The following is a 19,311-nucleotide window of genomic DNA, read 5'->3' as shown; positions in this document are numbered from 1 at the left end:
GTGGGTTCGGAGATGAGCGTGGGCGTACCCCCAAACAGAGCCGCAAAAAAGCCCACACACACTGCTCCGTACAAGCCCGCCACTGGCCCTACCCCGGAAGCCACCCCAAAGGCCAAGGCCATCGGCAAGGAAACAATCGCCGTCGTCAACCCGCCGAACAGATCCCCGCGCCAGTTGTCTAGGCTCAGACGTCGGTGCCAACCCAGAAATCTCCTGTTGCCGGACTGTTGTTCTTTCGCTTGGCTCAGCATGCCCCAAAGCCCTCCACGCTATGGGCAGCCTATCATTGAACGTTACTATAGAGATCATGCTAGAGAATAGATTTTCTTCTATAGTTTCCCTCAAGGATTCCCCTCCAAGCGAGGGCATGGGGCTTGAGCCGGTAGAGTTGTGTGAAAGTGAGAGTAGTCCACATAGCGATGCCCATTGCTGTCCAGGTGGAGAATATCGGCAAATCGGTGGTTCCAGAGAATCTCATCGGCCAAGTAGGAGTGGCGAGCATGGATGGTTTGGGAAAAGGTGTCGTCGATGCCGGTCAGGGTAATGATCAGCTCCGCTTGGCCCACCTGTAAATCTCGATCCATGAGGCTGTAGAGAGGGCCGCCGATGAACCACCGAGCCTCTCCTACTGGAAGTCAGCCAGCCTTCACAAAGGGCGAATGGTAGACTGGGAATACAAAAGCTTTCTGCTCAATTCAATCACCTTCAGTCTGCCACGGCCAAGGTTGGCTTCTCGATAAACTTCCATGAACCCACTGCGCCAAGGCCGACTGGGATCCCTCAACGATAACCCAACCCCATGAGCGACAACGAATCGACGGCGCGCATCATCTCCACCGACCTGCAGCGGGAGATGTCGCAGTCCTACCTGGAATACGCCATGAGCGTGATCGTCGGGAGGGCTTTGCCAGATGCGCGGGATGGCCTGAAGCCGGTGCACCGCCGCATTCTCTACGCTATGCACGAGTTGGGCCTGACGGCGGATCGCCCCTTCCGCAAGTGTGCCCGCGTGGTGGGGGATGTAATTGGGAAATACCATCCCCACGGGGATCAGGCGGTTTACGATGCGCTGGTGCGCATGGCCCAGGATTTCTCCATGCGGGAGCGGCTGGTGGATGGGCACGGCAACTTCGGCTCTGTAGACAACGACCCGCCGGCGGCCATGCGCTACACCGAGTGTCGGCTGACCGCCTTTGCCCAAGAAGCCCTGCTGCAGGATATCGACGCCAACACCGTCGATTTTGTGGGCAACTACGACGGATCCCAGCAAGAGCCGCTGGTGCTGCCGGCGCGGATCCCGCAATTGCTCTTAAACGGCTCTTCCGGCATTGCCGTGGGCATGGCCACCAACATCCCGCCCCACAACTTGGGCGAATTGGTGGACGGCCTGATCGCCCTCATCCACAACCCCAACCTGACCAGCCTGGAGTTGATGCAGTGGATCCCCGCCCCTGACTTCCCCACCGGGGCGCTGATCATGGGCCAAGAGGGCATCCGCGAAGCCTACACCACCGGGCGCGGCTCCATCACCCTGAGGGGGGTGGCCACCGTCGAAACCATAGAGCAGCGGGGCCGACCGGTTCGGGATGCCATCATCATCACCGAGCTGCCCTACCAAACCAACAAGGCAGCCATGATTGAGAAGATCGCCGAGCTGGTCAACGAGAAAAAGCTGGAAGGCATTGCCGACATCCGTGACGAGAGCGACCGCAGCGGCATGCGGGTGGTGATCGAGCTAAAGCGGGATGCCCAAGCCCAGGTGGTGCTCAACAACCTCTACAAGCAAACCCCCCTGCAGGCCAACTTTGGGGTTAACATGCTGGCCATCCTCAACGGCGAGCCGCGCACCCTGACCCTGCGGGACGCGCTGCAGGCTTTTCTGGATTTTCGGGAAGAGGTGATCGAGCGGCGCACCCGCTACGAGCTGCAAAAAGCCGAGGAGCGGGATCACCTACTGCAGGGCTATCTCTTGGCTTTGGGGCAGTTGGATCGGGTGATTGCCCTCATCCGGGGAGCCGCCGATACCACCACAGCCCGAGAGGAATTGCAGGCTGTGTTGGGCCTGAGCGAAGCCCAAGCCGACGGGATCCTGCAAATGCAACTGCGCCGCCTGACTGCTCTGGAAGCGGAAAAAATTCAGGCCGAGCACGAAGACTTGGTGAGGCAAATTGCCGACCTGCGGGATATTCTGGCCCGCCGAGAACGGGTGATGCAGATCATCAGCGAAGAGCTGCAGCAGCTCAAAGCCCGCTTTGCCAGCCCGCGCCGTTCCCGCCTCTGTTTGGAGGATGGGGAGCTGGGAACGGATGATCTGATCGAAAATCGGGAGACGGTTATCTTTCTAACCGAGCAGGGCTATATCAAGCGCATGGGCCTTGAGGAGTTCCAGGTGCAGGGGCGAGCCACCCGCGGCAAAGCCGGCGCCCGCATCAAAGAAGACGATGCCATCGAACAGTTTTTTGCCTGCCGCAGCCACGACACCATCCTCTTTTTCACCAATCGGGGCGTAGTCTATACCCTGCCCGCCCACCAGATCCCCCAGGGGAGCCGCGCCGCCCGCGGCAGCGCCATCGTTCAGTTGCTGCCGATCACCCGGGAAGAGCGGGTTACGTCCATGGTGCCGGTGAGCCAGTTCAGCGACGACGAATATCTGGTGATGCTCACCCGCGGCGGCTACATCAAAAAAACGGCCCTCAGCGCCTTTGCCAATGTACGCTCCAACGGCCTGATTGCCATCTCTCTGGAAGAAAACGACGAACTGCGCTGGGTGCGCCGCGCCCGCTCCAGCGATGATGTGGTCATGGCGACCCGCCAAGGCATGTCCATTCGCTTCCCGGCGGATGACGAGCAACTGCGCCCTCTGGGACGGGCCACCCGGGGCGTGCGGGCCATTACCCTCAACGCCGGCGATGACATCGTCAGCATGGATATTATCTCTGCCGAATCGGTGATGGCTGCCGAGCGAGAGGGGGAGAAGCTGGCTAACCCTTGGGTGCTGGTGATCACCAAAGAAGGGCGGGGCAAGCGCTCGGCCATCGACAATTTCCGCCAGCAAAACCGCGGCGGCAAGGGGGTGATCGCCACCAAGTTCCGCCAGGCGTCGGACGAGCTGGCGGCCCTGCGCATCGTCAATGCCGAAGACGAGATCCTGTTGGTAACCGCCAGGGGCATTGTCATGCGCCAGTTGGCCAAGGCCATTCCCACCCAGTCCCGCGAGGCGACCGGGGTGCTGGTGCAGCGCCTGGATCCGGAAGACAGCATTGTGGGAGTTACAGTGGTACCCGCTGCCTTGGTTGCCGAGGAGGAAACCTCAGAAGCCAGCGCTTGATCCCCGGCCGTTACTTAGGTACGGCATTTGCCGCCGCAGAAGGGTGGGATCCCGTACCGGAGAGGGTGAGGATGGGGTGTTACCTTTGGGATAGCCCAAATTCCGGGAACGGCAAAGGCCTGTGGGATCAGGCCGAGCGGCCCGGTTGGGATGGCATCTGCTGTGTTTGTGGAGCTTGGTTACTCCATGGCGAGCCCGTTGAACTTCATCCCTGGTTTTGAGGCAGTGCAAACTCCGAGCCCCGACAACCGGCTCTGGCAATACCTGCAATCTCAGGATCCCAGCGTCTTTCAGGATATTGCCCGCAATTCTTCCCCAGAAGTGCTGGAGATCTTGGGCCACAACATCCGCAGCTTGGTGGGGAGCTTGCCCTCCGATCAATTCGGGGTTCAGATCATCACCAACCGCGAGAGCTTGGCCAAAATGCTCTCCGGCGCGATGATGGGCGGCTATTTCCTGCGGGTCATGGAGCAGCGCCTAGCCCTGGAGCAATCTTTGGGCAGTGCCTCCCAGCCTGCCAGCGCGGATCAGCCTTCGCCAGCAGAGGAGGAGGGCTAGGCTTGCAATCCACCTTTTAGCGCCGCCGAGGAGGTTCCATGCTGGATGCGGGTTTCCAGGCAAAGGGATCCCAGTTCAGCAGCCCACCGCGGCGGATTTTGGTTTGCCCGGATAGTTTTAAGGGATCCCTAACAGCCACGGCGGCGGCAGAGAGCATGGCCCGCGGGATCCAACAGGTGCTGCCGGAGGCCGAGGTGGAGCGGCTCCCCTTGGCCGATGGGGGAGAGGGCACCCTAGAGGTATTGCTGCCGACGCTGGGGGGAGAGAAAAAGGGTCTGTGGGTCACCGGCCCCCTGGGGGATCCCGTCTGGGCGGAGTACGGGGTGGCAGGAGAGCTGGCCCTGTTGGAGCTGGCCCAGGTGGCCGGCCTGACCTTGGTGCCACTGGAGCGGCGGGATCCCACCCGCACCACCACTTATGGCCTGGGAGAGCTGTTGCGGGCCGTCTGCCGAGAGCCTATTGCCGAGATCTGGATAGGTCTGGGGGGATCCGCCACCGTGGATGGAGGGGCGGGCATGGCGCAGGCCTTAGGCTATCGCCTGTTGGATGGAGCTGGGGATCCCATCGGCTGGGGTGGGGCGGAGCTGGCCCGGCTGGCGCGCATCGAGCCCCCCGAACAGCCTGTTTGGCAGGGGAAACGGGTCCGCGGCCTCTGCGATGTGCAAAACCCCCTCACTGGCCCGTTGGGAGCCGCCGCCGTCTTTGCCCCCCAGAAGGGCGCCACCCCTTCCCAGGTGCAGCAGTTGGAGCAGGCGCTGCAGCAGTGGGCTCAAGTGGTGGAGCGAGATTTGGGCCAGGCCGTGGCCGGGATCCCGGGGGCCGGAGCCGCAGGCGGCTTAGGAGCAGGTCTGGTGGCTTTTTTGGAGGCCACTCTGGAGTCCGGGATCCAGCTCTTGGCGCGGCAATTGGCCCTGCCGGAGCGCATCCGCCGCTGCCATCTGGTCGTCACCGGAGAGGGCTGCCTCGACGAACAAAGCACGATGGGAAAGGTGGTGGGGGCCGTGCTGGAGCAGGCTATCCAAGCCCAAAAACCCCTGCTCATCCTCTGTGGCCAGGTGACTCCGGCAGCGCGCGCTGGGTTGGCAGCCCAGCCTCTTCCCCTTCGGGTTGGCGCCCTGTGCGACCGGATCCCCGATGTGGCAGAAGCCCAACGGCAGGCCGGCCATCACCTGGAGCAGATGACGGCCCAGGAGCTGAGAGATTTTCTGGAGCAGGATGCGGGGATTGGCCGGTTATAATGGCTTAAATCATCGTGTTTCGTAGGACATCATGGCCAGTATCGAGTTCTCCCCCGGCATCCAAGAGGTGCCCACCCAGGTGCGAGTGCTGAAATCCAAGACCGGCAACCGGGGATCCGCGATTTTCCGCTTCGAGGATCTAAAATCCGATACGCAAAACATCCTCGGCATGCGGATGATCGATGAGGAAGGGGAGCTGACCACCCGCAACATCAGGGCCAAGTTCCTGAACGGGGAATTCAAAGCCCTGGAAGTGACCTACGACATGGAAACCGAGGCAGAGTGGGATCGCTTCCTGCGCTTTATGGAACGCTTTTCAGCGGCCAACCAGATGGGCATGGCCTAGTTGCCGCCCTTCCCGCCTTAGCTTTTGGATTTTTTGCTCCTTTTGCCGGATCTGCGCTTGGCTTGAGGTTGGCCGGGATCGGATTCCTGGCCCTCTTCAACTGAGGGCTGCCCTAGCGGGGGCCGTCGCTTGTGCCAGTCGGTGCTTTGCTCATAGGCATAGGCCACCCGCAGCACCTTGCTCTCCTGTAGGGCATTGCCCACAATTTGCAGGCCAATGGGCAGCCCATCGGCAAACCCGCAGGGCAGGCTCAGCCCCGGCAAACCCGCCAGGTTCACCGGGATCGTCATCAGGTCGCAGAGGTACATGCTGAGGGGATCCTCCCGCTCGCCGAGCTTGAAGGCTGGGGTGGGGGTGGTGGGGCTGACCAGCACATCCACCTTCTCGAAAGCCCTGAGGAAGTCTTGCTTGATGAGGGTGCGCACCTTCTGGGCCTTGAGGTAGTAGGCGTCGTAATACCCCGAAGAGAGGGCATAGGTGCCGATCATAATGCGCCGCTTCACTTCCGGCCCAAAGCCGTGGGCGCGGGTCTTGCCATACATGGCCAGCAGCGAGTCGGCAGGTTCCCGCAGGCCGTATTTCACCCCGTCGTAGCGGGCCAAATTGGCAGAGGCTTCCGAAGGGGCAATGATGTAATAGGTGGCAAGGCCGTAGCGAAAACTGGGGCAGTCGATCTCCAGGATCTCGGCCCCCAGTTCCTGCAGATGTTGAATGGCTGCTTGGACGGCAGCGCGGGTCTCCTCGCCGCATCCTTCCCCCAGCAAGTCGCGGATCACCCCGATTTTGAACCCCTTGATGTCCGGGATCAGGGCTTGGCTGTAGTCCGGGATCCGCACCTTTAAGCTGGTGGAGTCCATTGGGTCATGGCCGGCGATCCCCTGCAGCAGCAGGGCCACATCCTCCACCGTGCGCCCAAACGGCCCCACCTGATCCAAAGACGAGGCAAAAGCCACCAGCCCGTAGCGGGACACCAGCCCATAGGTGGGTTTCAGGCCCACCACCCCGCAAAAAGCTGCAGGCTGACGGATGGATCCCCCCGTATCCGAGCCCAGAGCCACCACCGCCTGGTCGGCAGCCACCGCCGCCGCCGATCCCCCAGAGGATCCCCCTGGCACCCGCGTCAGATCCCAGGGATTGGCCGTGCGCTGAAAGGCCGAGTTTTCCGTGGAGCTGCCCATGGCAAACTCGTCCAGGTTGGTCTTGCCCACCGTCACCATGCCCGCAGCCGCCAGCCGCGCCGTCACCGTTGATTCATAGGGGGGAATGAACCCCTCCAGCATCCGGGAAGCGCAGGTGGTGCGGATCCCTTGGGTGCAGAGGTTGTCTTTCACGGCAAGCGGGATCCCGGCCAAAGGGCCGATCGCCTCCCCGGCCCGAATGCGGGCGTCCACCGCCCTGGCCTGTTGCAGAGCCAGTTCCTCGGTCACAGTAATAAAGCTTTTAAGCTGCGGCTCCAGTTGGGCCAGGCGCTCCAGGTACTCGCGGGCGATCTCCTCCGCCGAGCGCTCTTTGGCTACCAACTGGCTGTGTAGGGCACGGATGACAGACATAGGCAAACTCGTGGGGAAGGGCAAATGCCAGTGAGGCCAGACAAAGTTCCTCTAGATTAATCTAGGTGGGATCCCTTCCTACCCAAAATCCCGCCAATTTCCCCTCTCCCTGAGAGAGAGGGGCTGGGGGTGAGGGCGTCGGCAATGCAGAGCGCTTGGGCCCAAGTTACCGCCGTTCCAAAAAGTCGCGGCGCAGATCCCGAATCTCCTGCCGCATCTCCCGCATCTCTTGGGCCATCTCGTCAGTGCGCCGTTCCAAAGCTTCGGTGCGGCGCTCCACAGCTTCCGTGCGCCGTTCAATGGCTCGGGTGCGCTCGTCAAAGCGATCCAGCGCCTCCCGGAAAAACTGTGCCAGCATCGCCTGCCCTTCCCGCAGCTCTTGGATCAAAACCTGCTGGTTCTGCTGGGCAGCTTGCAACTCCTGGACGGCCCGAATCAGCCACTGCTCTTGCTCAGGTGTCATGGTTACCAAGGCGCTACAGAACAAGGAAATCCTACCACCCTAAATCTCCTCCTGGGAGAAGGATCCGGGGATGGTTACATTAGCAACGCAGAGCGCTTGAGCCCAAGTTACCGCCGTTCCAAAAAGTCGCGGCGCAGATCCCGAATCTCTTGCCGCATCTCCCGCATCTCTCGGGCCATCTCGTCAGTGCGCCGTTCCAGGGCTTCCGTGCGCCGTTCAATGGCTCGGGTGCGCTCGTCAAAGCGATCCAGTGCCTCGCGAAAGAACTGCGCCAGCATCGCCTGTCCCTCCCGCAGCTCTTGAATCAAAACCTGCTGGTTTTGCTGGACAAGACGCAGCTCCTGCTGGGCAGCTTGCAATTCTTTTTGGGAGGCTTGCAACTCTTGGATGGCTTGAATCAGCCACTGTTCTTGCTCGGGCGTCATGGTTACTGAAACACTACAGAATAAGGAAATCCTACCACCACTAACTCTTCTCTCCTCCTGGGAGAGGGATCGGGGGCAAGGGATCCAAATCCAAAACCTCAATGGAGAGTAGGGAACTCGAATCCCTGACCTCTGCGGTGCGATCGCAGCGCTCTACCAACTGAGCTAACTCCCCGCGGCTTTACCAGAATAACCCGAATCCGCAGCCAAGATCTCCCCCGCCTGTAACTCCAGCCCCACAAAAACCTTCGAGGGCAGCCGCTCGGATCCTTGCAGCTCCAGCACATCATACCAGCCTTCGTGGAGCAGCAGCAGGCTTACTTTTTCTTCCAGCGGATCGACAATCCAATACTCGCCAATTCCCAAAACGCAGTATTCCGCCCGCTTGGCCCGATAGTCTGCTGCCCGGCTGGACTCACTGACTACCTCCACCACCAGTAGCGGCGGCTCCTCCAGGCGAATCAACGCCTCTCTGGATCCCATCTCCTGCCACTGCTCCAGAGGCAGCACCACCACATCCGGGATCCGCACCGTATCCCACCGGTGGCTGCCCCGCGGCGACTGGATCCCTGGGCTCCCCTGTATCGCTGTCCAGGGCAACTGCTGCCGTGCAATCTCTGCCTCGAAAACTCGGCTGAGAAAGTTTTGAATCTGCACATGCCGTCCGGTTGGAAGAGCCATGGGCACCAACTCCCCTGCCACCAGCTCATAGCGGGTATCACTGCCATCCGAATAAGCAAGGTATTCCGCCAAACTCAGGCGAGCTCTTGATGGTGCAGAAACGGATCCCATTGCCAAAGCCATAAACCGTCTCGGCCAAAAGTCTCTTTGCTGCCATACTAGCCTTGTCATCTCGCACAACCCCTCTCTTCCTCTGGGAGCAGGGCTGTGAGCGCTCGGTCTGTTGGCAGTCAACGCCGTTCCAAAAAATCGCGGCGCAGATCCCGAATCTCCTGCCGGATCTCCCTCATCTCTTCCGCCATCTGGTCGGTGCGCCGTTCCAGTGCTTCTGTGCGCCGTTCCACAGCTTCCGTGCGCCGTTCAATAGCCCGGGTGCGCTCATCAAACCGATCCATTGACTCGCGAAAAAACTGGGCCAGCATCGCCTGCCCTTCCCGCAGCTCTTGAATCAAAACCTGCTGGTTTTGTTGGACAAGGCGCAGCTCCTGCTGAGCGGCCTGCAATTCTCTTTGGGAGGCTTGCAATTCTCTCTGGGAGGCTTGCAATTCTCTCTGGGAGGCTTGTAGCTCCTGGATGGCTTGAATCAGCCACTGCTCTTGCTCAGGGGTCATGGTTGCTGAAGCACTACAGAATAAGGAAATCCTACCACTGCCAATTCTCCTCTCCCTCTGGGTGAGGGCCTCAGCAGCGCGGAGCGCTCGAACACCCCCTTGGGCCACCCAAAACAAAAACCCCTCTCTCTTTGGAAGAGGGGCTGGGGTTGAGGACGGAAATTCAAGCTCGATCAGTAAAGGGCTTCTTCTTGGTGGGTGATGATGGTGCAGTCGGAAGTAGGGTAAGCCACACAGGTCAGCACATAGCCCTGCTCGATCTGATCATCATCCAGGAAGGACTGATCGCTTTGATCCACCGTGCCGCTCACCAGCTTGCCGGCACAGGTCGAACAGGCACCGGCGCGGCAGGAATAGGGCAGCTCGATCCCTTGCTCTTCCGCCACGTCCAAAATGTACTCATCGTCCGGCACATCGATGGTGACGTTCAAGCCTTGCTCCTCGTTGATCAGAGTGACCTTGTAGGTAGCCATCCTGGTTGGGTCTCCAGAAAAAACATCCACTCCTCATCCTGCCACCCTTCTGCCCCGGATCAAGCATCCTTTTGTGAGGAAATAGGCAAATCTTCCGGTTTTTTCCAGGTGGATCCGCAAAAGCCATGCCGGGCAAGGATTCTGACTGCTCTTCCGGTGGCTCCACCTGCTTTGCTCCCAGAAGCCGCCACCCGACTCCTTCCCGGGACCCTGCCCGGTGTCTGTGACCCACGTCACCTTTGATCTTGTCCAGAAAAAATCGGCAGTACTTGCCAAAGCGGGCTAATGGGCTTGTATGATAAGCAGAGTAAACAGACGAGCCGCTTATCCAAGCGCGTGTGCGTCTTCCCTCGATTGGCTCTTTTCCACGGCTCGGCTTGCCCTGGGCGAGTTGATCGGGTAAGTTAAGGGAAGTGTTCAGCCGAACCCTACTTTTTTGGTTAAGAGGAGAACAATGAACGGAACAATGCACAAGTGGCTGCTGAAGTCACTCGGGTCTCTGTCTCTGGCTTCCACAGTGGTGCTGCTGCCCCTGCTGCTCACCGGTTGCGGCGAAAGCAGCACTGGCACTGTTACACCCGTACCGCCGCCGCCCCCACCACCCCCACCGGCTCCCCCGGCTCCCCCGGCTCCGCCGCCACCAACTCCAACCCCGGTGGGACGGGTTATCGCCATTACCCCGGCGGATGGCACCACCAACGTTCCTATCACCACCAGCATTGTTATTCGCTTCAGCGAGCCGGTGCGCGAGGCTCCCTTCACTCAGGCCTTGAGCATCACCTCGGTGGCGCCGCAAGCGGGAGTTGTGCCGGCTCGCGACTTGGCCTTCAATGCCGACCGCACTCAGGTCACCATCACCTTCCGCACGCCGCTCACCAACGATGCCGTGTACCGGGTTGTCATCTCGCGGGCGGTGCCAGATCTGTTTGCCTCAGGGCGCAGTTTGCCGGAAGATTTTGTAGCCACCTTCACCACTGGCAATGTGGCTGTTTCGGGCGACCCGATTAGCCTGCTGCCGACGCAACTGGCAGCAATTACGCCTGGCGGGCAGGTATTCTCCAACCCAGTTGTGGTGCCAGTGGGTTATGGCATTCGCCGCGCAGGTGTGGCTGAGAACCTGCCGGTGGGGGTTTACAGCGACTATCGGGCGGTGCTGTCCTTCCCGATTCCGGCCAGCATTCCGGGCAATGCGGTGGTGCAGGCAGCCCAGTTGACGCTGGTGCAGTTGCCCTCCAACGACTCGGCAGTGTTTGGTGATTTTGGCGACAGGGGACGGGGCTTCTTCTTCCTGGATCCGACACCGCACAACCTGCCGTCCAACAACGTGGTGTTCCAGGAAGTGACCTTGGGTGCGCCCAACAACGTGGTGTCCAGCGACTTCTTTGCGCCGGCTTCCACGCCCACCTTTGTTGCCCTGAGCATCAATGGCAACGTGTTGGGTGGGGATGTGTCGGCGGGGCCGCGCACGGCGGATGTGCGGCCTGGGGTGCAGCGGTCGGTGTCGGCGCCAGGCCCGCGCTTCTACCAGGTGCGGCTGCAGTGTGCGCGGGAAGTGTGGAACAACCAGGCGACCCCGGTATTTTTGGTTACCACGGGGACGACGTCGGTGACCACCACGGGCATTGTGACGGCGACGCAGCGCTTCAATGTGACGGCAACGCAGACCTTTGCCATCACGGGCGTGGCAAGCGCGACGGTTTCTCAGACCGTCACGGGCGCGGTAACACTACCGTTCACCCAGAGCTTCACAGCTTCCGGCACCATCTCGGGTACTGCTGTAGCTACACGTACCGAGTCTTTTGTAACTGATGGAGTAACCCGCAGTCGAGAGCTAACTTTCACCTTCAGTGTCAGTCAGACTGCCACGTTCTCCGCTAGCGCTTCCCTCACAGTGGGCTTTGGTGCGACCTCTGAAGTCTCGGCAACGGTGTCGGCTGCTTTCACCGGTACGGTTGTCGGCTCCGAAACCCGCTCCGAGACGGTCACGGTCACTGGCTCCGTCACGGCTTCTGCCACCACCACCGTCTCTCCCTTCACCCGTCTTTCTCCCCCCAATGCTGGCTTTGAAGTCAGCCAGGGGCCCAGCGGGGTCTGCCGCGCCGAGTTCGACCGGGAGCCGGCCACGGGTACGGGTGCTGGCCCTATCACCACCGCTCGCGGGCCGCGGCTGGACATCACCTTCACCATCCCGCGGTAGTCCATACACTCTATCTGGCTTTAGGGCTGGGTCTGTTGACTTTTAGGCGGCAGGCGTTCAGATGGAAAAGGTGGGTAGGTCTTAAGTGCCTACCCACTTTTCTAGGCTGTTAAGCCTACCAAAGGCAGGTGAAGCACTATTCGTTTGATAGAATTGTCTAAGTTAAGACTCAGGGATATGGGAACCGAAATTCAAAAGCTCCTTAAGCAAGCATTTGGCCATCATCAGTCGGGCGAGTGGGATCAGGCCGAGGAATGCTACCTAGAAATCTTAAAGCTAGAACCCAACCATCTTGATGCTACTCAGTATTTGGGTATACTGGCCTACCAACAACAACAGTATGTCAAATCTGTAGAATACTTAGAACGGTGTATAGGTCTTGGTCAAAGGTCGGCATCGCTGTATGTCAACTTAGGTGCAGTCTACGAGAAGCTAGATCAGCTAGAAAAGGCCCTAGAATGCTACCGACAAGCTACCCAAATAGATCCAGAAAGTCTCAACGCAAACTTTAACTTAGGTCTGGCTCTAATTCAACTCGAGCAGTGGGAAGAAGCCCAGAAAGCCTTTCTAAAAGTTTTAGAGTTGAACCCTCAAGAGTATGAGGCAGCTTATTTTCTTGGGCAAGTCTTGCTGAAGTTAGGTCAGGTCAATAGTGCCATCAGCATCCTAAAAAAAGCAGTAAAGGACAAGCCGGATTACGTTGAGGCTCATCTTCAGTTGATTGATGCCCTCTCTTTAGCTGGAAACAAAGAAGAGGCAATTCAACACGCGAGACAAGCAGAACCGCAATTTCCGGCTAGTGCTGATTTACAGCTTAAGCTAGGTTTATTGCTGGCAGAGTCGATGCAGTATGAAGATGCGATTGTTGCCCTAGAGAAAGCCTTGATGATCAAGTCTTCTGCTGTTATTCATCTAAATCTTGGGAAAATCTATGGCGAAATTGGTCAAGAAGATAAGGAAATAGCGCACTACAAAAAAGCTATAGCAATCAATCCAACCTATGCGAAAGCCTACAATAACTTGGGGGCGGCACTAAGCCGAAAGATACGACACCAAACTGCAACAGAGATAGCTGCACAGGAACTAAGCTTGGGAGGTAAAAAAGATCTTGAAAGTCAATGCCAAATTATTCAAGCTGCAAGAGACTGCTTTCAGATTGCTATTTCTCTAGATTCGGAATACGCTGAAGCTCATCACAACCTAGGTATTCTCTACAGGGCAGAAAAGCGGCTAGATCTAGCCAGATATCATATATGCCTTGCTATTGAGATCAACCCAGAAGAATCAGATTACTGGCACAGCTTAGGATGCTGCTACTTAGACTTTGCCATAGCCGACAAGGCAGTTAGATGTTTTGAGCGAGCGATCGGCTTAGATCCAACATCTGCTCGAGCATATAACAACTTGGGTCTTGCTCATCGACTACTGCAAAATAGAGAGGAAGCAGAGTTCGCTTTTCACAGAGCTGCAGAGCTTTCGCCGGACTTTGCAGAAGTCTATTGCAATATCGGAGTCAGACTCTTCGAGCAGAAAAAGTACGATGATGCTCTGGAGCACTTCCAGGAAGCGATAAGACTTAAGCCTGAGCTAGCCGATGCCTATTTTTACAAGGGCTTAACCCTTAGCAAGCAATCCCGGACTCAAGACGCGATAGATAGTTATTTGCTAGCTATCGAGAGGAAGCCAAACTTTGCTGCTGCATATCAGAGTTTGGGTGGTGCTTATCTAGAGCAATGCAGACTGGACGAAGCTCTAGAGAACTACAGGAAGGCCCTGGAAGTTGCTCCTGGCTTCGCAGGTGCAATGTCGAATATCCTAATGGTTTCACATTATTCTGAGAAGTTTGACCCTGTGGAAACATTTATAGAGCATCAAAAGTGGGGTATTTCCTACCAAAGCCAGTATCAAAGCCACTGGAGACCTTATGCAAACTCGCGAACTACCCAGCGTCCCCTCAAGATTGGCTATCTATCGGGTGATTTTCGATTGCACTCGGTACATTTTTTCATGAGCTCAATCTACGATTGCCACAACCAGGAAAAATTCCAAATCTACTGCTACTCAAATGTTGATCAACCTGACACAGTAACTGAGCAGCTCTCCAAATGGTCAACGGGATGGCGAGATATTCACAAGCTAAGTGACGAGAAAGCTGCAAAGTTAATCAGAGAAGATCAGATTGATATTCTAGTGGATCTAAGTGGCCATACCGGCGGCACAAGAGTACACTTAATGGCTTTGCGTCCGGCCCCTGTACAAGTTACGTACCTTGGCTACCCCGACACCACAGGTATGACCGTCGTGGACTACAGGATAACAGATAGTTTTGCCGATCCTTATGATGTAACCGATAGTCTGCACACAGAGAAATTGATAAGGATGCCTCATAGCTTTCTTTGTTACAAGCCCTCTCGTGAGGCACCGGAGATTGTGGATCCTCCTGTGGTTAGAAACGGCTTTATCACGTTTGGATGCTGCAACAACCCTTCCAAGATCACTCCCAGAGTCATTAAGTTATGGGCAGATGTATTGAAGGCAGTGCCCCATTCAGTTCTGCGCCTGAAAAATCAGCGATATAGAGATGAAAGCACCTGTAAACTCTTTTTGGAAAGAATTGGAAGACACGGCATTCCAGACGAGAGAGTCAAGCTAGAATATGATAGACAGGGCTTTGCCGAGCATTACGCAGCCTATGGAGAAGTGGATATTGCTCTGGATCCCTTCCCTTACAACGGAACAACGACAACCTGCGAAACATTATGGATGGGAGTTCCGGTAATCACTCTGGAAGGTCTAGCACATGTTTCCAGAGTTGGAGTATCTATCTTGAGAACAGTGGACTTGCCGGAATTAATCGCACAGACGGAGCAAGACTACATTCGCATTGCCTCAAGGCTGTCTGAAGACATAGATCTTTTGGTCTGGATAAGGAGAACCATGCGGGAGCGACTCTCGCAATCACCACTTCTTAACGGCAAAACTTTTACAGCTTTCTTAGAGAAGGCTTACATCCTAATGTGGGAACAGTATTGCCAAGATAGAAAAGCTAGAATTAGGTTTACAGACTTGCCGTTCAAGTTTCGCAAGCACCCAAACTTAGCTCAACTCAGAAAGTAAGTTAGCTAGTAGGAGCAGACGACGAGAATGCTTAATCTACACATCGGTGGTAAAGAACCACATCCTGACTGGAAAATACTTAATATTTCGCCCTCTCCTGAGGTTGACTATGTTGCAAACGCAATAGATCTCAGCATGTTTGAGAACGAGAGCGTAGATCAAATATATGCCTCTCATGTTCTTGAGCATCTTAGTTGTCAAGAAGCAGGTGTGGCCTTAACAGAGTGGTATCGAGTCCTCAAGAAAGGAGGAAAGTTATTTGTTTCTGTACCTAATCTAAAGACGCTGTCCAAGCTTATACTAAGAGATGATCTCTTGTACGATGAATTGATACATGTTATTAGCATGATTTACGGCGGTCAAATTGACCAGTATGACTTCCATAAATACGGCTATACCATTGAAAACCTGACTCACCTGCTTAAGACCGTTGGTTTTGGCTTTATCATTCAAGTAGACCAATTTGGCATGTTTAGAGATGCAAGCACAATTGTCTACTGCAACGAACTTATCAGCCTAAATGTAATTGCCCACAAAGAGTGAGGGGAACCATGTCTGAGCTGTCCATAGCCTCTGTTTTGGGAACCTCAATGCCTCGGATTAAAGTAATTGCCGTAGGGGCATCTGATGTTGGAGCTCCTGAGATATATGCCGAAATCATTCGGAAGGACTATGGAGAGTTAATTGGATTCGAGCCTGATCCTGAGGCTTACAACCGCTTAATTGAGAGAATTCGACAAGGTGATGGCAGTTCTAACGTCTTATACCTTCCTATGGCGGTTGGCGATGGTTCTGAATCTAACCTTTACCTGACCAACAGCGGAATGACATCCTCTCTGTTTAGACCCAATTATCATCTGTTGGAAAAGTTTCACGATCTGGCTGAGCTTTACCAAGTTGTCTCAGAGAAGAAAGTAAAGACTGTTCGATTGGATGATTTGGAAGAAGTCTCAGACGCTGACTGGCTTGTTATGGATACTCAAGGCAGTGAGCTAAATATTATTCGCGGAGCTAGCCGTCTCCTAGAGGAGAGCATTGTAGTAGTTCAAACTGAGGTTCTATTTATCCCTCACTACATCGGCCAGCCGTTGTTCTCTGATATAGATATCGCTCTGAGAGAATGCGGCTTTCTAATTCATAGCTTAACCGGGATTTCCTGTCCACTTATGAAGTCATTTCCGAAGAGCCTTACGTCTTTGCGCACTCAGGCATCTTGGACAGACTTTATTTATGCAAAAGACTTTATGCGATTGGGAGAGCTGACATCAAGAAAGCGGCTAGCGCTTGCCACGATCCTCCATGAGGTCTATCGTTCTTATGACTTATGCTCTCACGTTCTCAGAACTCATGATGAGATAGAAGGTACTTCATTTTACGACATCTACATTTCAAAGCTCTAGGATCTTAGACTTTTTGCCTTTGATTTGAGGAAAGACCACATTCGCTTAGCGGCCTGTTCCCAGGTCATGCTTTTCGTATAATCTAATCCTCGTGAGAGTATGGTATTTCTATACCTTGTATCTCTTAGCTGATCAATAGTCTGCGATATGACATGCGGCTGCATGGATATCTCAATCCAAGGGTCAGTTTCTGTAGGCTGCCTTAATTGATGATCTTCAGATTCTCTCAAGATAATGACCGGGCAACCGCATCTCATTGCCTCGAAAGCGTAATTGCCCATTCCAAGTTCAGGTTCAATCTCAAACAATCCAACAGCTCCTGTGTAAAGCAGTGGTAAATCATCAGAACAAAGCCTAAGGTTATGGATTCGAGATCGAATTGGCTTGGATAAATCCATAACAGATTCTAGTGGCACATCAACTTTACTTCCATCAACTGATAGGTAAACAAGCTCAGGGACTTGTCCAGATACTAATTCGCTTACACTATCCAAGAGAGCAAATAGAGCTATCTTTCTTCGTTCCCCCGTTCCCGCTCTAAAAATGATATAGGGACGAGTTAGGTCTTTTTCTTCCCGAAACTTTCTTACCTTTAGAGGGGGCGATGGCATCAAGTCACTGTGCAGACCTGGGTAGATAACCTCAATATCTTCACTAGAAATACCTGGATATTTCCTCATTAAATCTGATGACACCCACTTGGAAGGACATATAAATGCCGATGCAGCCAAAATGGTATTATGTTTCTCCTGTGCTGCTAAGCTTGGTAAGAACTCTTGGACTTCGTCCATACTATAAACCATAGCTACGCTTGAGGTTTTGAGGGGATACGTATACAAAGTTGAGATAAAAATGGATGCATTGACTTGATCACAGGCACTTTGCAGACCTATATGATCAGACTCAGCATTCTCATAGCTGTAATCAGGGATTAGGGCTACAACAGTGTCGCCTGGAAAACCTATACGTTGGCTTTCTCTCACTAAGACTATAAAGTCTCGAGTATATCCAAGCCTTACCCACTCACCTATGACGTTGCACCAGAAACTTGTAATAGAGGGTGGAGTCTCTAAATTAGGCTGTAGGGCAACACCATCAACAACGATCATTGCTTTTCCTCAACCAGATCCCAAAGTAAAGAAGACAGGCTTGGATCAAGCTCTTTGGAGGGGAATGAGCCTTCTTCTAAGATACCCTCTCTCTTAAGGTTCACGTAGCGAGCTTCCGGCACCGCCACTAAGTTTACAGTCGAGAGGTTGCGAGCTTGTTTGCGAGCCATTGATAACTCATTCAAAGCGGGGTTATATGCAAAGAAAGTATATCCTAGCTCTGATAAGTAAGAAGAAACTTCTCGTGATGCAGATCCTAAATCACCTTTTGCCTCTACTTGAATGATGGGGCTACAACTCTTTATGAGTTCTCGTCCACCTCGTATAACGTCAAAGGAGTCGGTAAAAACATCCACCTTGATCATATCAACTGAGGGGCATTCCAGAGAGCGCCACCATTCGTCTAGTGTAACTTTTTGAACGGTTTTTACAGGATGAGTTATTCCAACTAGACTTTTTACTACTCGATTATACGCGCTATCATCACTTTCTAGGAAGTATGCCTTTCCTGACTCACTATCCAGCGCACAAGGGATTACTGTAACTTGTGGTAGCTGATTCATGTTTGCATTGTGTTTCAGTATTTCCACACAAGCCTGAGTCGGCTCAAATGCAACTACCTTTCCTTCAGAACCTACTGCCTGAGCCGCAACAAGAGTGTATGAACCTACGTTTGCCCCCACATCTATAAATGTCATTCCCGGTTTTAGGTAAGACTTGACAAAGTCAATCTCCGCCTCAAACCATCTTCCTTGGGCCAAATGACAATGGGTAACGACCGAATCCAGACTGCCTTCCAGACTCATGATGTGGTTTTCATATGGCACATCAATAACTTCTATTGAGTTCTTTTGACTTGATAGCTTTGGATTATCCGTTTTTCCTCGAAAGAAACTCACAGATACTTGAAAGCAAGCCTCAGTCCACTTTCTAATGGCTTTTGTGGTTGCTTGGGCTTGATTTTGCCTCAGGTAATGTATACCTTCGACCTGCAAACTTCTGGATAATCCAAGACCTACGACTGCTTGGGCTTGTAAATCCTTTGGGTAAATGGCTGCGGCAATGCGCCAGAAGGGCATCGCCTGAGGTTGGTAGTATAATGCTATCCTTTCAGCTATCCAACGAGCTAGGTAGTACAGGTACTGATCTACAGACGGAAGAGCCAGACCAAAATCGTCTTCTAGCTGAAAGTAGGGAGAATCAATCCGCCATGCTAGTTCGTAACCTTCTGTGTTGGGAGGGGGAATATCTCTCCACTTCTCTGGGTCTAGCTCTAGCTGGTTCAGAAGCTTTACTGCTTCTTCCATAACAGTGAAAGAGACCCCTAGAACCCAAAGCGAATGGAGTCTATTTAATAAGCAAGGCAGATGATTTGGTTCAACGTCAGCGCCTTGGTTCCAGTAGTAAAGCGCTACTGACCAAGCATTTCTTCTTTCCTTGGACGTGGGAGCTGTCGCCGCTATGCGAATTTGATTAATCCCAAGGGTGTTCCAGGTTGAGCCTGTTTCGAAAGATGTAGCTACCATTCTCTATACCTAGATTTAACTCAGAGTCTGGACAGGATTAGACCACCTAAAATAGGTACCGGTAAGAGCTCTTGACTTCGCCATCTAATCACCTTAATCATTGCTGAGCAGGCTCAAATTTTTCTTGATCCAAAACCTATGTCTGGATCCAAAACCTATGTCTGGGGAAATCTTCATTACATAAGAACTGTGCTGGAACTATTCCGAATGAGTATCATCTTTGAACATATAAACTCACCACTCTCACCAACATGAGGGAACCGCAGCCACAGTCTTTCCGAGGACCACT

Annotated in this window: 18 protein-coding genes and 1 tRNA gene; 8 read left to right on the top strand and 11 right to left on the bottom strand. The window is 54.4% G+C overall.

Annotated elements, in window-relative coordinates; genetic code table 11:
* Together NW838_RS02250 and NW838_RS02245 are read right to left on the bottom strand one after the other, a co-directional pair.
* A partial coding sequence (locus NW838_RS02250) for a SulP family inorganic anion transporter (RefSeq protein ID WP_414427422.1) occupies window positions 1–251 on the bottom strand: 251 nt, incomplete at its 3' end.
* Between the two features lie 90 nt (window positions 252–341).
* Window positions 342–608: a hypothetical protein gene (locus NW838_RS02245; protein ID WP_255344550.1), complete on the bottom strand. Its 267-nt coding sequence runs from the start codon at window positions 606–608 to the stop codon at window positions 342–344.
* Between the two features lie 191 nt (window positions 609–799).
* On the opposite strand from NW838_RS02245, the gene gyrA reads away from it, so the two are divergent.
* From gyrA to psb28, 4 genes are all read left to right on the top strand, one after another.
* Window positions 800–3,328: a DNA gyrase subunit A gene (gyrA, locus tag NW838_RS02240; protein WP_414427421.1), complete on the top strand. Its 2,529-nt coding sequence runs from the start codon at window positions 800–802 to the stop codon at window positions 3,326–3,328.
* Window positions 3,329–3,514: 186 nt separating this feature from the next.
* Window positions 3,515–3,886 carry a DUF760 domain-containing protein gene (locus tag NW838_RS02235; RefSeq protein WP_011433215.1) on the top strand — a complete coding sequence of 124 codons (372 nt, stop codon included), beginning with the start codon at window positions 3,515–3,517 and terminating at the stop codon, window positions 3,884–3,886.
* 38 nt (window positions 3,887–3,924) lie between these two features.
* Window positions 3,925–5,124, top strand: a complete 1,200-nt coding sequence (locus tag NW838_RS02230) for a glycerate kinase (RefSeq protein WP_414427420.1) — start codon at window positions 3,925–3,927, stop codon at window positions 5,122–5,124.
* A gap of 31 nt (window positions 5,125–5,155) precedes the next feature.
* On the top strand, window positions 5,156–5,470 hold the full coding sequence (psb28, locus tag NW838_RS02225) for a photosystem II reaction center protein Psb28 (RefSeq protein WP_011433213.1): 315 nt from the start codon (window positions 5,156–5,158) through the stop codon (window positions 5,468–5,470).
* A gap of 17 nt (window positions 5,471–5,487) precedes the next feature.
* Here psb28 and gatA read toward each other — a convergent pair whose 3' ends face one another.
* From gatA to NW838_RS02190, 7 genes are all read right to left on the bottom strand, one after another.
* Window positions 5,488–7,020, bottom strand: coding sequence for an Asp-tRNA(Asn)/Glu-tRNA(Gln) amidotransferase subunit GatA (gene gatA, locus NW838_RS02220; protein WP_414357115.1), 1,533 nt, complete (start codon window positions 7,018–7,020; stop codon window positions 5,488–5,490).
* A 166-nt stretch (window positions 7,021–7,186) separates the two neighbouring features.
* On the bottom strand, window positions 7,187–7,483 hold the full coding sequence (locus tag NW838_RS02215) for a hypothetical protein (protein ID WP_414342514.1): 297 nt from the start codon (window positions 7,481–7,483) through the stop codon (window positions 7,187–7,189).
* A gap of 107 nt (window positions 7,484–7,590) precedes the next feature.
* A complete protein-coding gene (locus NW838_RS02210) occupies window positions 7,591–7,908 on the bottom strand; it encodes a hypothetical protein (protein WP_414357116.1) in 318 nt (105 codons plus the stop codon).
* 102 nt (window positions 7,909–8,010) lie between these two features.
* Window positions 8,011–8,083 (bottom strand) — tRNA-Ala (locus tag NW838_RS02205).
* Window positions 8,074–8,760: a Uma2 family endonuclease gene (locus tag NW838_RS02200; RefSeq protein WP_414357117.1), complete on the bottom strand. Its 687-nt coding sequence runs from the start codon at window positions 8,758–8,760 to the stop codon at window positions 8,074–8,076. The genes NW838_RS02205 and NW838_RS02200 overlap by 10 nt, the downstream gene beginning before the upstream one ends.
* A 59-nt stretch (window positions 8,761–8,819) precedes the next feature.
* The gene (locus NW838_RS02195; protein ID WP_414357119.1) at window positions 8,820–9,200 is read right to left on the bottom strand and encodes a hypothetical protein; all 381 of its coding nucleotides are present in this window, start codon (window positions 9,198–9,200) and stop codon (window positions 8,820–8,822) included.
* 173 nt (window positions 9,201–9,373) lie between these two features.
* A complete protein-coding gene (locus NW838_RS02190; protein ID WP_011433206.1) occupies window positions 9,374–9,673 on the bottom strand; it encodes a ferredoxin in 300 nt (99 codons plus the stop codon).
* Between the two features lie 454 nt (window positions 9,674–10,127).
* Between NW838_RS02190 and NW838_RS02185 the strand changes: the two genes are divergently transcribed.
* The 4 genes from NW838_RS02185 to NW838_RS02170 all read left to right on the top strand — a co-directional run bounded on the left by NW838_RS02185 (window position 10,128) and on the right by NW838_RS02170 (window position 16,387).
* On the top strand, window positions 10,128–11,870 hold the full coding sequence (locus NW838_RS02185; protein WP_414357120.1) for an Ig-like domain-containing protein: 1,743 nt from the start codon (window positions 10,128–10,130) through the stop codon (window positions 11,868–11,870).
* 177 nt (window positions 11,871–12,047) lie between these two features.
* Window positions 12,048–14,987: a tetratricopeptide repeat protein gene (locus NW838_RS02180; RefSeq protein WP_414357122.1), complete on the top strand. Its 2,940-nt coding sequence runs from the start codon at window positions 12,048–12,050 to the stop codon at window positions 14,985–14,987.
* 27 nt (window positions 14,988–15,014) lie between these two features.
* Window positions 15,015–15,530: a class I SAM-dependent methyltransferase gene (locus NW838_RS02175; RefSeq protein ID WP_414357124.1), complete on the top strand. Its 516-nt coding sequence runs from the start codon at window positions 15,015–15,017 to the stop codon at window positions 15,528–15,530.
* Window positions 15,531–15,538: 8 nt separating this feature from the next.
* The gene (locus NW838_RS02170) at window positions 15,539–16,387 is read left to right on the top strand and encodes an FkbM family methyltransferase (RefSeq protein WP_414357127.1); all 849 of its coding nucleotides are present in this window, start codon (window positions 15,539–15,541) and stop codon (window positions 16,385–16,387) included.
* Here NW838_RS02170 and NW838_RS02165 read toward each other — a convergent pair.
* Window positions 16,384–17,496: a hypothetical protein gene (locus NW838_RS02165; RefSeq protein WP_414357128.1), complete on the bottom strand. Its 1,113-nt coding sequence runs from the start codon at window positions 17,494–17,496 to the stop codon at window positions 16,384–16,386. The genes NW838_RS02170 and NW838_RS02165 overlap by 4 nt on opposite strands.
* Window positions 17,493–19,022: an FkbM family methyltransferase gene (locus tag NW838_RS02160; RefSeq protein WP_414357129.1), complete on the bottom strand. Its 1,530-nt coding sequence runs from the start codon at window positions 19,020–19,022 to the stop codon at window positions 17,493–17,495. Before NW838_RS02160 ends, NW838_RS02165 begins: the two co-directional genes overlap by 4 nt.
* Between the last annotated feature and the right edge of the window lie 289 nt (window positions 19,023–19,311).

This window comes from Synechococcus sp. R55.2, from assembly GCF_047462075.1.
GTDB lineage: Bacteria > Cyanobacteriota > Cyanobacteriia > Thermostichales > Thermostichaceae > Thermostichus.
Note: the sequence above shows the minus strand (reverse complement) of the source record. Positions and strands in the feature narration are given on the sequence as shown.

Bases quoted from the DNA above. Each gene is read 5' to 3' on its own strand.
- gyrA (WP_414427421.1), top strand. From the start codon at position 800: ATGAGCGACAACGAATCGACGGCGCGCATCATCTCCACCGACCTGCAG.
- NW838_RS02235 (WP_011433215.1), top strand. From the start codon at position 3,515: ATGGCGAGCCCGTTGAACTTCATCCCTGGTTTTGAGGCAGTGCAAACT.
- NW838_RS02230 (WP_414427420.1), top strand. From the start codon at position 3,925: ATGCTGGATGCGGGTTTCCAGGCAAAGGGATCCCAGTTCAGCAGCCCA.
- psb28 (WP_011433213.1), top strand. From the start codon at position 5,156: ATGGCCAGTATCGAGTTCTCCCCCGGCATCCAAGAGGTGCCCACCCAG.
- gatA (WP_414357115.1), bottom strand. From the start codon at position 7,020: ATGTCTGTCATCCGTGCCCTACACAGCCAGTTGGTAGCCAAAGAGCGC.
- NW838_RS02215 (WP_414342514.1), bottom strand. From the start codon at position 7,483: ATGACACCTGAGCAAGAGCAGTGGCTGATTCGGGCCGTCCAGGAGTTG.
- NW838_RS02210 (WP_414357116.1), bottom strand. From the start codon at position 7,908: ATGACGCCCGAGCAAGAACAGTGGCTGATTCAAGCCATCCAAGAGTTG.
- NW838_RS02200 (WP_414357117.1), bottom strand. From the start codon at position 8,760: ATGACAAGGCTAGTATGGCAGCAAAGAGACTTTTGGCCGAGACGGTTT.
- NW838_RS02195 (WP_414357119.1), bottom strand. From the start codon at position 9,200: ATGACCCCTGAGCAAGAGCAGTGGCTGATTCAAGCCATCCAGGAGCTA.
- NW838_RS02190 (WP_011433206.1), bottom strand. From the start codon at position 9,673: ATGGCTACCTACAAGGTCACTCTGATCAACGAGGAGCAAGGCTTGAAC.
- NW838_RS02185 (WP_414357120.1), top strand. From the start codon at position 10,128: ATGAACGGAACAATGCACAAGTGGCTGCTGAAGTCACTCGGGTCTCTG.
- NW838_RS02180 (WP_414357122.1), top strand. From the start codon at position 12,048: ATGGGAACCGAAATTCAAAAGCTCCTTAAGCAAGCATTTGGCCATCAT.
- NW838_RS02175 (WP_414357124.1), top strand. From the start codon at position 15,015: ATGCTTAATCTACACATCGGTGGTAAAGAACCACATCCTGACTGGAAA.
- NW838_RS02170 (WP_414357127.1), top strand. From the start codon at position 15,539: ATGTCTGAGCTGTCCATAGCCTCTGTTTTGGGAACCTCAATGCCTCGG.
- NW838_RS02165 (WP_414357128.1), bottom strand. From the start codon at position 17,496: ATGATCGTTGTTGATGGTGTTGCCCTACAGCCTAATTTAGAGACTCCA.
- NW838_RS02160 (WP_414357129.1), bottom strand. From the start codon at position 19,022: ATGGTAGCTACATCTTTCGAAACAGGCTCAACCTGGAACACCCTTGGG.